The 11,837-nt window shown below is 68.7% G+C and carries 12 protein-coding genes; 6 read left to right on the top strand and 6 right to left on the bottom strand.

Going from position 1 to position 11,837, the window contains the following annotated elements:
• Positions 1–230: 230 nt before the first annotated feature.
• From ATK30_RS21890 to ATK30_RS21905, 4 genes are all read right to left on the bottom strand, one after another.
• Positions 231–1,670 (bottom strand): FGGY-family carbohydrate kinase, encoded by a 1,440-nt coding sequence (locus tag ATK30_RS21890; RefSeq protein WP_101437192.1) that lies wholly within the window; start codon positions 1,668–1,670, stop codon positions 231–233.
• Entirely contained in the window at positions 1,667–2,998 is a 1,332-nt protein-coding gene (locus ATK30_RS21895) for an MFS transporter (RefSeq protein WP_208637391.1), read from the bottom strand. Before ATK30_RS21895 ends, ATK30_RS21890 begins: the two co-directional genes overlap by 4 nt.
• A gap of 76 nt (positions 2,999–3,074) precedes the next feature.
• Positions 3,075–3,869: a DeoR/GlpR family DNA-binding transcription regulator gene (locus tag ATK30_RS21900; protein ID WP_101437193.1), complete on the bottom strand. Its 795-nt coding sequence runs from the start codon at positions 3,867–3,869 to the stop codon at positions 3,075–3,077.
• A 7-nt stretch (positions 3,870–3,876) separates the two neighbouring features.
• Positions 3,877–4,488 (bottom strand): histidine phosphatase family protein, encoded by a 612-nt coding sequence (locus ATK30_RS21905; protein WP_101437194.1) that lies wholly within the window; start codon positions 4,486–4,488, stop codon positions 3,877–3,879.
• 102 nt (positions 4,489–4,590) lie between these two features.
• Here ATK30_RS21905 and ATK30_RS21910 point away from each other — a divergent pair, with 102 nt between their 5' ends.
• Genes ATK30_RS21910 through ATK30_RS21935 form a run of 6 tightly spaced genes read left to right on the top strand, consistent with a single transcriptional unit; the run spans position 4,591 to position 10,609 of the window.
• The gene (locus ATK30_RS21910; protein WP_101437195.1) at positions 4,591–5,274 is read left to right on the top strand and encodes an HAD family hydrolase; all 684 of its coding nucleotides are present in this window, start codon (positions 4,591–4,593) and stop codon (positions 5,272–5,274) included.
• 3 nt (positions 5,275–5,277) lie between these two features.
• On the top strand, positions 5,278–6,963 hold the full coding sequence (locus ATK30_RS21915) for a dihydroxyacetone kinase family protein (protein ID WP_101437196.1): 1,686 nt from the start codon (positions 5,278–5,280) through the stop codon (positions 6,961–6,963).
• Positions 6,963–7,418: a ribose-5-phosphate isomerase gene (locus tag ATK30_RS21920; protein ID WP_037715926.1), complete on the top strand. Its 456-nt coding sequence runs from the start codon at positions 6,963–6,965 to the stop codon at positions 7,416–7,418. Before ATK30_RS21915 ends, ATK30_RS21920 begins: the two co-directional genes overlap by 1 nt.
• 54 nt (positions 7,419–7,472) lie before the next feature.
• Positions 7,473–8,513 (top strand): 2-hydroxyacid dehydrogenase, encoded by a 1,041-nt coding sequence (locus ATK30_RS21925; protein WP_101437197.1) that lies wholly within the window; start codon positions 7,473–7,475, stop codon positions 8,511–8,513.
• The gene (locus ATK30_RS21930; RefSeq protein ID WP_101437198.1) at positions 8,510–9,958 is read left to right on the top strand and encodes an FGGY-family carbohydrate kinase; all 1,449 of its coding nucleotides are present in this window, start codon (positions 8,510–8,512) and stop codon (positions 9,956–9,958) included. Before ATK30_RS21925 ends, ATK30_RS21930 begins: the two co-directional genes overlap by 4 nt.
• Positions 9,959–10,609, top strand: a complete 651-nt coding sequence (locus tag ATK30_RS21935) for a class II aldolase/adducin family protein (RefSeq protein ID WP_101437199.1) — start codon at positions 9,959–9,961, stop codon at positions 10,607–10,609.
• Positions 10,610–10,677: 68 nt separating this feature from the next.
• Here the strand turns inward: ATK30_RS21935 and ATK30_RS21940 are convergent, their stop codons facing one another.
• Both ATK30_RS21940 and ATK30_RS21945 read right to left on the bottom strand, forming a co-directional pair.
• The gene (locus ATK30_RS21940; protein WP_101437200.1) at positions 10,678–11,043 is read right to left on the bottom strand and encodes a hypothetical protein; all 366 of its coding nucleotides are present in this window, start codon (positions 11,041–11,043) and stop codon (positions 10,678–10,680) included.
• 265 nt (positions 11,044–11,308) lie between these two features.
• On the bottom strand, positions 11,309–11,752 hold the full coding sequence (locus ATK30_RS21945; protein ID WP_244194690.1) for a hypothetical protein: 444 nt from the start codon (positions 11,750–11,752) through the stop codon (positions 11,309–11,311).
• Positions 11,753–11,837 lie beyond the last annotated feature (85 nt).

The following is an 11,837-nucleotide window of genomic DNA, read 5'->3' on the forward strand; positions in this document are numbered from 1 at the left end:
CACTTCGCTCCTGGCCACCGTCTCTCGGCCCGCTTCGCTCTTAGCCGCGGCGACTGCGCCTGCTTTTGCTCTCGACTGGCTCGCATTAGCCGGGCAAGCCTCGAGCCTGCCGATCGTGCCTGGCCGGGCTCGCCGTTGGTCGGCGATCCCCGGCCCACTGGAGCGATGGCCTGCGTGAACCGTCGCCGATCCGAGGGCTTACCCGCGCCCCCTCAAGCTCCCCAACCGCATCACCCTGCCGCCACCGCGAACAGCTCGTCGTCGATCCAGCCGCGGTCCCGCAGCTCACGGCAAAACCGTTGGTACGAAGCCACCATCGCCGCTGCCTCAGCGGGCGACGGCTCGACGAGCGACCCCATCGGCATTCCCTCGCACACCGCACTCAGCCCACCCGGCGTACACCCTGCCGCCGCGAGGAGCGCCGCGCCGTACCCCGTTTCTGCCTGCGGTGCCACCTGCAGTCCTAGACCGCTCACGGTAGCCCGGATCTGAGTCCATAAAGGACTCTTGCTTCCGCCGCCGGCCGCGAGGAGCGGTTCGCTGACCGAAACACCCAGCCGTCGCAGGTGGTCCAGGGCGAGCCGTTCCAGGAAGGCGACTCCCTCCAGCCGAGCCCGATGCAATTCGACCTCGTCGGCTGGGGTGCCGAGGACGAAACCTTCCGCGTCACCGTGCGCGAAGGGAAACCGTTCGCCCTTGCGCCGCAACGGGAAAGCCACGACCTCGGCCGGGCCGCGGGCAGCGGCGGCGGCATCCAGCTCCGCCAGCCGTGGACTGTCCGAAACGGACTCACCACCGGTGTTCGACGCGCCGCCTGGCAGCCACCACCCGTCTGGATGCCGGTGGCTGTACATCACTCCGGTGGGATCGGGCACCAGCGACTCCGTGACGCCCTTCAGCACATACGTGGTCCCGAGAATCCCCACGAACCGCCCCGGTTCGACCGCGCCCGCGGCCAGCTGCCCCGCGCACCCGTCCGTCATGCCCGCCACCACGAGACATCCAGCAGGCAACCCGGCGATCGGCACCGAAATCTCGCCCAGCACGCTCGTCGGCGCGACCACCGGCGGCAACATCCCGTCCGGCACGCCCAAACCGGCGAACACCTCGGACGGCCATTCCCCAGCCAACGGGTCGTAACCGCTTTTGAGTGCGTGCGACCAATCCGCCGCGACCGGATGTCCGGTCAGTTTCGCCGCGATCATCTCCGGTGTGTGCCGGACACCGACCGCCTCGGTGTGCTCGGCCAGCCAGGCGATCCGGCCGAGTGCCGCGGTCGGCGAGACGCCCGAACCCAGGTTCCGCCAGCGTCCGGCGCCGAGTTCCGCGGCTTTCGCGTTGTAATCCGCGCCGCGCCGGTCGTCGTACATCAACGCGGGCGTCACCGGTTCGCCCGCGGCGTCGACTCCGACGATCGTTCCGGACGTCGCCGCGATCGCCACCGCCGAGACTTCCGTGCCACGTCCGGGCAGCGCGGCAGTGACCTCGCTCAGCACCGAACCGACCGCCGGCCACCACGCCGACGGATCCTGTTCGCTGCGGCCACCGCCCGCGCGCACCGGCGCCGGCAGCGACGCCGATGCGGTGGTGAGGACCGAGCCGCCGCGCACCGCGAAGGCGCGAACCCCCGCGGTGGCGACGTCGATGCCGACCGAGACCTGCTCGTTCACGCCGTGCTGACCCTCTCTTCGACATCCTGCAAACTGCCGTCGGTCGCGAGTGCTTTCTCGGTTTGCTCCGGCAGTTTCAGGAACCGCACCAGCACCGCGGCGACCAGGTACAGCGCGGCGAAGATGATGACCACTCCGGCGGCACCGGCCGGTCCGAGGAACAGCGACACGATCGCCGGCCCGACGAATGCCGCAGCGCCCGCGCCGAGGTTGAGCAGAGCCATCGCGCCGCCCTTGTGTTCCGGGGCCAGCGACGGCAGCAGCGCGGAGATCGGCACGAACCCGGCGAGCGTCGCGCCGTAGAGCGCGCCGACGATCAGCGCGAGCCAGTAGTACTGCGAGCCCATCGCGACCGGCACGAAGTACAGCAGCAGGATCGAGATCGCACAGCCGATCGCGCCGAACCAGAAAATCGTGGTGCGCCAGCCGATCCGGTCGCTCAGCACGCCGAAGATCAGGTTGAAGAAGATGTTCGTCCCGTAGATCACCGACACGAGCAGCAGCCAGCGGCTCTCGCCGAAGCCGATCTGGGAGATGAAGATCGTCGGGAAGAACACCAGCATGCCGAATTCGGGCGCGGTGTTGATGATCCGCACGATCATGCCGACGCCGACCCGCGGCTTCTTCCACGCGATCGAGACACTGGAAACCAGGCTCTGCACCGGTTTCACGTCAGGCGGCGCGAGCCTGCGGAATCCCGTGCGCTGCCGGACGCCGAGCACCGCCACGAGCCCGCCGACGCCGAGCAGCACGACCGCGACCCACAGGGTGCCGTAGTGGCCGAACAGGGGATTGGTGAAGCTCGCGACGAGCGCGCCGAGCGTGGGCAGGCCGCCGGTGAAGGCGAAGTAGAACCAGCCGACCGCCGCGCCCAGCCGGGCGACCGGGGCCACCGCGGTGATCCACACCAGGAACCCGAACGCGAACATCGGATAGCCGAATCCGCGGATGCCGTAGCAGATCAGCATCGCCGTGTAGTTCTCGCCGGCGAGACCGAGCGTCAGGAACAACGCGTCGAACACCAGCCAGATGACCAGGCCGACGAGCATCACCCGCCGCGGTCCCCACAGCTCGGACAGTGCGCCGGAGAGCCATGACGCCAGCATCACGGCGACGCCGTACACGGTGATCACGTACGAAGCTTTGATTTCCGTGCCCGCGCCGTTGCCCGCCATATACGGCGCGATGAAACCGGACTCCACTCCGTCGCCGATCATGAACAGGAGCAGTCCGACATACCCGAGGAACAGGGGCGCGGGCAGCCCCCATTTCGTGAGCAAGCGCCCGAAGCCCGACTTGGGCAACTCCGCTGTTGCCGACTCGTTCATACACGCCTCCATGACGTCGAGATCGAACGTATCATGGACCGTGTGAACTTCGCACGCAAGAGTGTTATTAAGTCGATCAGTTCTCAGGGTCTTCGGCGACCTGCACCTCGACCCGGCTGCGCAGCTCGTCGACGTAGTGCGGATCGACGTCCTCGTCCACGATGAGCAGGTCGTAGTCGTCCAGCGGCGCGAGCCGGTGCAGTGCCGTGCGCTTCATCTTGCTGTGGTCCATCAGCAGCACCTTGTGCCGCGCGCTGGCCAGCATGGCCCGTTTGATCATCACGATCTCGGGCTCCTGGTGGAAGGTCATCGAAGCGCTCATCGCCGAGGTGGACACGAACGCGATGTCCACCGAGAGCCGCTCGATCGACTCGATGCTCTGCATGCCGAGGAACGAATCGTGGGTGGACGAGTAGTCGCCGCCGATGCAGATCAGCCGCAGTTCGTGCACGTTCTTCAGCACGTCGATCGCGGCGAGGTAGTTCGTGGCCACGGTCAGCGGCGTCACGTCGACCAGGAGCCTGGCCAGCGCGAGCGCGCTCGTGGAATCGTCGAGCAGCACCGACATGCCCGGTTCGACCTGTTCCACCGCGTGCATCGCGATCACCCGTTTGGCGTCGACGTGCGCGTTCATCCGGTATTCGGCGTTGCTCTCGAACACCGTCGACGGCATCGCCGAGACTCCGCCGCGGTACTTCCGGACCAGGCCGCGCCGGGACAGTTCGTCGATGTCCCGGTGCACCGTCATCATGCTGACGCCGAGCAGGTCGACGAGCTCGCCGATGGTCGCCGAACCCTGCTGGAACACGTGGTCGGTCAGCCGCTGCTGACGGTTCTCGCGGGGGTGGGCGGCAGGCTTTTCGCTCGACATGCCGTGATTATCGCGGTTCCACTGGGAGGTTGAAGCGCACCAGGGCAGTTCGGTCACCGCTCACCTCCAGTTCGGTGACGGCCGCGTTGTCCAGGCGGGGAAACACGCTGCGGTAGCGGGACAGCGGGATGCCGAGCAGCTGGCAGAGCGTGAGCCGCAGCAGCGTGTTGTGTGCGACGACCAGGGCCGTTCCGCTGGTCGCGGCGGCGATCGCCCGGATCGCGCGAGCCCCGCGCTCGGCCGCGTCGGCCGGATCGTCGGCACCGGGGAACGCGCCGGAGATCGGATCGGCGAGGAAGCGTTCGACCGCCTCGGGATCAGTCTCGCGCACCTCGTCGCGGGTACGGCCCTCAGCGATTCCGAAATGGGTTTCCCGCAGGTCAGGAACGATTTCCGGGACCAGTTCCAGTGCCTCGGCCGCCGGTTCGATCGTGCGCCGGGCGCGTCGCTGCGGCGAACAGAACAGCGCGTCCGGTTTCACCCGACGGGCGTACGCGGCCAGCGCCTCCGCCTGCCGGATCCCCTCCTCGGTCAGCGCTACCTCGCTGGTGCCCGCGTAGCGGTTCTCCGCGTGCCATTCGGTCTGCCCGTGCCTGGCCAGCAGCAGCCGTGCGCCCACTCGTGCCCTCCTTGTGTGAACACCCTTGCGAACTTCTCATCGTCGCTGTTAACTTAACATTGCTCGTGTGAAACGGGCTCGCTCTCTGAAGGGATCTGGTGGATGACGCTCGACGCGGTGGTGTTCGACCTCGACGGTGTCCTAGTGGAAAGTGAACACCTCTGGGAGGAGAACTGGGTCGCTTTCGCCGCTCGCCACCAGGTCGAGTGGACGGCGGAGGACACGGCCTCGGTGCAGGGCATGAGCGCCCCCGAATGGGCTGGCTATCTCGCCCGCCGGTGCGGGGTGCCGGACCAGGCGGACGAGGTGGAACGCGCGGTGGTCGACGGCATGATCGCCTCGATCGACGCGGGCGAAGCGCCGTTGCTCCCCGGCGCGGGCGCGATGGTGCGCGAGGTCAGCGAACGGGTCCCGGTCGCGCTCGCGTCGTCGGCGGCCCGCCGGGTGATCGACGCGGTGCTCGAAAAGCACCAGCTCACCGGCGAGTTCACCGCGACGGTGTCCAGTGCCGAGGTCGCGCGGGGCAAGCCGAACCCGGACGTGTACCTGGAGGCGGCGGCCCGGCTCGGCAAATCGGGCAGCGAATGCCTCGGGGTCGAGGACTCCAGCAACGGCATCCGGGCGGCGGCCGCGGCCGGGCTCACCGTGATCGCGCTGCCCAACCCGACGTACCCGCCGAAGCCGGACGCGCTGCAACTGGCCAGCGCGGTGGCCGAGAGCAATGACGACGTCCGACTGAAGCTCCTGGCCTATCTGGCCGGCGAGCCGGTGGCTGCGAGGGACTGAATCATGACCACCTTGGGTTCTCCGGACACGTTCAAGCGGCAATGGCTGGACGGGTTCGTCACCGCGTACGGCCGCACGGTCCAGAAGGTGCCGGATGCTTACGGCGTCGTTCGCCGCGACGCTCCGGCGAACCCGAAGGTCGCGGTCGTGATCGGCGGCGGGTGCGGTCACTACCCGGCGTTCGCGGGCCTCGTCGGCCCTGGCCTGGCGGACGGCGCGGTCGTCGGCGATGTGTTCACGAGCCCGAGTGCCGAGCAGGTCTACCGCACGGCGCGGGCCGCGGACAACGGAGCCGGGGTCCTCTTCGGCTTCGGCAATTACCAAGGCGACGTGCTCCACTTCGGACTCGCGGCCCGCAGGCTCGCCGCCGAAGGCATCCCGAGCCGCACCATCCTGGTCACCGACGACATCGCGAGCGGCCCGGCGACCGAACCGGAGCGGCGCCGCGGCGTCGCGGGCGACTTCCTGGTCTTCAAGATCGCGGGGGCGGCGGCGGAGCGCGGTTACAACCTCGACGAGGTGCACGAGGTCGCGGCGAAGGCGAACGCTCGCACGCGGACGTTCGGTGTCGCGTTCGGCGGCTGCACGCTGCCTGGTGCGGACGCGCCCCTGTTCACTGTCGCGGACCAGGAAATGGAGCTGGGCCTCGGAATTCACGGTGAACCGGGCGTGCGCACGGTGGGCCGGTTGTCCGCGGCGGAGCTGGCGGACGAACTGGTCGACGGTCTCCTGCCGGAGCTGCCGGAGGGGGACGGCCGGGTGGTCGTGCTGGTGAACGGGCTCGGCCGCACCAAGTACGAGGAAATGTTCGTCACCTACACCCGCGTGCACGAACGGCTGGCGCAGGCCGGGCTCAGCCCAGTGCATTCCGAGGTCGGGGAGTTCGTCACGTCGCTCGACATGGCCGGGGTTTCGCTGTCGATCCTGGTGCTGGACGACGAATTGGCCGAGCTGTACGCCGCGCCGTGCGACACCCCGGGTTACCGCACCACCGGCGCCGAGCTGACCACGGTCGCTCTCGAGTCCACAGTGGACGAACTGCTGACCGAGGAGGCTCCGGGGACCAGCGTCGTCGACCGGGTTCTCACCGCGGCCCTGCGCAGCATCGAGGAAAACGAGGCGGAGCTGGGCAGGCTCGACGCGGTAGCCGCGGACGGAGACCACGGGCTCGGCATGACCCGCGGGATGCGCGCCGCCGTCGCGGCCGCGCGGCGTGAACCGGAGACGGTCTCCGGTGCGCTGCTGGCTGCCGGGACGGCGTTCGCTGACGCGGCGGGTGGTGCTTCGGGGGCGCTGTACGGCGTACTGCTGGCGGAAACCGGTGCCGGGCTGAGCGGTGCCGCAGCCGAGGACATCACCACCGCGATGCTCGCCGACGCGGTTGACGGTGCGGTTCGCGCGTTCTGCGAGCTGGGCAAGGCCGAACTGGGCGACAAGACGATGCTCGACGCGATCGAGCCGTTCCGGGCCACGCTGCGGGAGCAGACGGGTTCGGACGTAGTGCAGGCATGGCGGAAGGCCGCTGGAGCCGCGGTCGTAGCCGCGCAGGAGACTGCGCATTTGCGTCCAGCGAAGGGACGCGCGGCGCGGCTCGCGCAACGGAGCGAGGGTCATTCGGACCCGGGTGCGGTGTCGTTCTCGCTGCTGGTCACGGCTGTCGGCGAGGAGCTGGAAAGGAGCGCGGACTGATGCGCATCGTGGTGGCGGCGGACAACGCCGGGGTCGAACTGAAGAATCAGCTGCGTGACCTGCTGCGGGCCGACGAGCGAGTCACCGAGGTGACCGACCTCGGCGTGCCGGACGCGGCGGACGACCGGGCGTACCCGTTGCTGGGGCTCGCCGCGGCGGAAGCGATCGCTCGCGGCGAGGCGGACCGCGGCGTCCTGGTCTGCGGCACCGGTATCGGCATGGCGATCTCGGCGAACAAGGTGCCCGGTGTGCGGGCGACGGTCGCGCACGATTCGTACTCCGCCGAGCGGTCGATCAAATCGAACGACTGCCAGGTGATCACGTTCGGGGCGCGCGCGATCGGCCCCGAGGTGGCGAAGAAGATCGTGGCCGAATGGGTCGGGTACCGCTTCGACCCGGCGTCGGCGAGCGCGACCAAGGTCGCGCACATCACCGAATACGAGAACGCCCACTGACCAAAGGCGTCCGTCGTGGCGCACAATCGGCACAGAGCGAGTGAGGGAGCAGAGTTGCACATTCTCGCTGCGGGAGACCACTTCGTCAGCCCCGGCCTGCTGGCCGGAGCCGTCCGCGCGGAGCTCGGCGGCGACCACGAGGTCGCCGAGCTGACGCTGCCGTGGCCGGTCGAGCCGTTCGGGCCGGTCGGCAACGTGCTGGAGGCCAGCGGTACCGAGGACCAGGTGATCGAGGCACTCGCCGGTGCCGAGGCCGTCGTCACCCAGATGGCTCCGTTCACCAAGAAGGTCTTCGCCGCCGCGCCGGCGCTCAAGCTCGTGTCGGTGTGCCGGGGCGGGCCGGTGAACGTCGACCTGACTGCCGCCACCGAGGCAGGAGTCGCCGTCACCTACGCGCCGGGTCGCAACGCGGGCGCGGCGGCCGAGTTCGCGGTCGGCATGATCCTCGCCGCGATGCGGCGGATCTCGACCTCCTCGGCCGAACTGCTCGCCGGAACCTGGCGCGGCGACTACTACGCCTACGACCAGGCCGGACTGGAGCTGGGCGGCACCACGGTCGGACTCGTCGGGTACGGCGCGATCGGGTCCCGGGTCACCAAGGTGCTCGTCGCGTTCGGGGCGAACGTCCTGGTGGCTGACCCCTATGCCGACCGTGCTGCGGTAGCAGCCGATGGCGCGCAGCTCGTCGAGCTTGACGAGCTGCTTCGGCAGAGCCGAGTCGTGAGCTTGCACGCGCGGCTCACCGAAGAAACCCGGCACCTCATCGACGCGAGCAAACTCACCCTCCTGCCGGAGGGTGCGGTCCTCGTGAACACCGCTCGCGGCGGCCTGCTCGACTACGCGCCACTGCCCGAGGCCCTGCGCTCCGGTCGGCTCGGCGCGCTCGCCCTCGACGTGTACGACGTCGAGCCGCCGCCGGCGGACTGGGCGCTGCGCGACGCGCCCAACGTGATCGCGACGCCGCATCTCGCCGGCGCGAGCAGGCAGACAGCCGAGCGAGCGGCCGCGATCGTCGCCGCGGAGGTCGGCCGGTACGCCCGCGGCGAGCAGCTGGCCAACGTCGCGAATCCCGAGGTGCTGGAGCGACGGCCGTGATTGTCGGGGTCGACATCGGGACGTCGCTCACCAAAGCCGTGGTGTTCGACGACGACGGCAGCTCCATCGCGAGCGCGTGCACGCCGTCCGAAGTGCACCACCTTCCGGGCGGCCGGGTCGAGCAGGATCTCGACCAGGTCGCCGGCACGGTCGCGACGGTCGTGCGCGAGGTCGCGGCCGCGCTGCCCGAGCCGGTGTCCGCGCTGGCGTTGACCGGACAGGGCGACGGGCTCTGGCTCCGCGACGAAGCAGGCAACGCGGTGCATCCGGCCATCTCGTGGCTCGACGGCCGGGCGAACACCGTGCTGGCGAAATGGCAGGCCGACGGCGTGACCACGGAAGTCTTCCGCCGCACCGGTTCTGGCATGTTCCCCGGCTGCACCGCGGCCATCATGTCCTATTTGGACACCCATGAGCCCGAGGTCCTCGACCGCGCCGCGGTGGCCGGATACTGTGTGGACGCGGTGTTGCAGCGGCTCACCGGCGAGATCACGGTCGACGTTTCGGACGCGTCGCTGCCGTTCCTGAACCCGGCCACCCGCAGCTACGACGACGGCGCGATCGAAGCCTGCGGGCTGGGGCATCGCCGGTCGCTCTTCGCGAAACCAGCTCCGGCGAAGTCGGTGTTCCGGCTCGACCGGCGCGGTGCCGCATTGCTCGGGTTGCCAGTGGGATTGCCGGTCACCGCGGGACCGTTCGACCTGCCGGCCAGTGCGATCGGCGCTGGCGTACGGAAACCGGGCGACGGCATCCTCACCGCCGGGACCACGCTTGCCTGCCAGGTGCTCACCACCGACCCCGCTTTCGATCCCGAAGCGGAACCGGCGGGCATGTTCCTGTGCACGCCCGACGAACACGAGTACCTGCACGCGATGCCCGCGATGGTCGGCACTGCTGGTATCGACTGGGTCTGCGAGCTGCTGGGCATCAGCGTCGAGCAAATCGACCCGCTGCTGGCCAGCAGCAAACCGGGCGCTCGCGGAGTACGCGCACTGCCGTTCCTTTCGGTATCGGGCGAACGTGCGCCCTTCGTCGATGCCGGAGCGCGTGCACAGTTCTCCGGACTGAGTCTGGAAACCGGCCGGGCCGATTTGGTCCGCGCGCTCTGCGAGTCGATCGCTTACGCCGCACGGCATTGCTTCGAAGCAGCCGGTCTGTCGGGACAGCTCTACGCCTGCGGCGGCGGAGTCCGCTCGCCCGAATGGCTGCAGATTTTCGCCGACGTGCTCGGCCGTCCGGTCGTGATCCCGAGCGATCCCGGTGTCGGCGCCCGCGGTGCCGTGCTCACCGCCGCGGACGCGCTGGGGACGCCGTACGATCGGGATCGCTGGGCCGCGAACTCGCGAACAGTCGAGGCCCGGCCCGAGAATGTGGCTGATTACGAGCGCGGTTACGCCGACTACCAGGCTTCCCTGTCTGCCGCGCGCGGACTGTGGAGGCTGTGAATGATCCTGGAGAACGAGCGTGCCGCAGTCTGCGAGTACGCCCGCCGCCTGACCACGGACGGCCTCGTCGTCGGCACCTCGGGCAACGTTTCAGCGCGGGCAGGCGACCTGGTCGCCGTGACCCCGACCGGTGTCGACTATGCCGCTCTCACGCCTGCCGACATCCCCGTCGTGGACCTCGACGGCAAGCTCGCGGACGGTGCCCTGAAGCCGACGAGCGAACTCCCGATGCACCTGGCCGTGTACACCTGCGCCACCGACCCGGAGTCCGCCCCGGTGAACGCGGTCGTGCACACGCATTCGGTGCACGCCACCGCAGTGTCCACTTTGGTCACCGAAGTCCCGCCGATCCACTACATGCTCGCGGCAATCGGCCCCACGGCCCGAGTAGCCCCGTACGCGACCTACGGCACCACCGAACTCGCCGACGCGATGCTGCAAGCCCTGGACGCCCGCCGAGGCTGCCTCCTGGCAAACCACGGCACGATCACCTATGGCGACTCGTTGTCGAGCGCGTACAGCCGGGCTCAGCAATTGGAATGGGTCTGCCAGGTGTGGCTGCTGGCCCGCTCCGCTGGTACTCCGACTCTGTTGCCGCCAACGGAAATCGAGCAGGTGGTGGAGAAACTGAAGGGATACGGCCAACGCTGAATCCCAGTTAACGAGGCGCAGAACAACGCCATGGCTTCACGCTGACCAGGCTGGGGTGTGGGAACGGCTTACGGCAGCGGGACAAGTGCCCCCATGCCCGCCCGGGCGAACTGGGTCGCCAGCCGTTGCGGCAACGGATTCGGGTACAAAATGATCGACGCGAACGGCGACGGTGTGTACCCGGCTCCGCCGTTGCTCTGCAGGTGCACGCTGACATGGACGTTGCGGTCGGCGGGAATCTCGAACGACACCGCGCCCCAGGAAACGACGTATTGCCGACCGTCGATCCCCGCGAACGGGATGTACGCACCGGCGTGGAAAATATGCGTGGAAATGTCGATCGTGAGCAACCGCCGAGGCCCGTCGTGCGGGTCAACGTACGGGATCACGTTCGGAGTGGAGGCCAGATCTGGCGGCTCGGTAGGGTCGGTCATCGTTTCCGGGCCTTCCGTTAGGCAACGGACGAAGCTTACCCGCAGCCTGCGCCGGTAAAGAGGCTTATCGTCCTCGCAAGCGCTGGTACCTGCAGTGCTCGCCCAACGTCGCTGAGTCCGATCTGTACCGCCATTGTGTTCCGAACGTACTTCGGAGTTTTGCGATAGCGCTCGAAGGAGCCGACCGGCGCGTCCGTAACCCCGGCTCAGCCTTGACCAGAGCCATGCGCCCCGCGCGACGATGCACCAGCAGGTGCCCAGAACGCTAAGACTCGGAAACCCTCGTGCACCAGGCTTCCCAGAAGCTGTGCTGCTCGTCGACGGTCGCCACCTGGTCGATCGGTCCATCGGCGAACGTGTCGACAAGGTCGTTCGCGCTTGCCTTCTGCCCCGGACGCAGGACGTAGATGCGCTCTCCGCCGCCCATGTCGCGCGCCATTCCGCTCGGATACGCGTCGCGCCGGGAACCCTGCACCGCGATCATCAGCCCCTCCGGCTCGAGCTGCCGCCGCAATCGGACAAGGGTCTCGAACATGTCCGGTCCAGTCGCCGTATAAGGACCGCCGTATGTCCCCAAGCGAGTCTGCAATTCAAGCCGGTAGATCGGCTGCGGGCCGTCGTAGCCATCGAGCCACCCACGCAGCCTCGCCTGGTGCTGGCCGCCTGCCTGCAGCACCACCACGTCACGATCAAAGCGCAGCTTCTGCACGGAGTCCGTCATCACCCCATCCAATCAACCCCAGCACACAACTTCATCCGCCGGAGCTTTTTGGTCTATAGCCGCCTTCGGCCGG

The sequence above is a fragment of the Amycolatopsis echigonensis genome (assembly GCF_002846615.1).
GTDB classification, from domain to species: domain Bacteria; phylum Actinomycetota; class Actinomycetes; order Mycobacteriales; family Pseudonocardiaceae; genus Amycolatopsis; species Amycolatopsis echigonensis.

Bases quoted from the DNA above. Each gene is read 5' to 3' on its own strand.
- ATK30_RS21895 (WP_208637391.1), bottom strand. From the start codon at position 2,998: ATGAACGAGTCGGCAACAGCGGAGTTGCCCAAGTCGGGCTTCGGGCGC.
- ATK30_RS21900 (WP_101437193.1), bottom strand. From the start codon at position 3,869: ATGTCGAGCGAAAAGCCTGCCGCCCACCCCCGCGAGAACCGTCAGCAG.
- ATK30_RS21910 (WP_101437195.1), top strand. From the start codon at position 4,591: ATGACGCTCGACGCGGTGGTGTTCGACCTCGACGGTGTCCTAGTGGAA.
- ATK30_RS21915 (WP_101437196.1), top strand. From the start codon at position 5,278: ATGACCACCTTGGGTTCTCCGGACACGTTCAAGCGGCAATGGCTGGAC.
- ATK30_RS21920 (WP_037715926.1), top strand. From the start codon at position 6,963: ATGCGCATCGTGGTGGCGGCGGACAACGCCGGGGTCGAACTGAAGAAT.
- ATK30_RS21935 (WP_101437199.1), top strand. From the start codon at position 9,959: ATGATCCTGGAGAACGAGCGTGCCGCAGTCTGCGAGTACGCCCGCCGC.
- ATK30_RS21940 (WP_101437200.1), bottom strand. From the start codon at position 11,043: ATGACCGACCCTACCGAGCCGCCAGATCTGGCCTCCACTCCGAACGTG.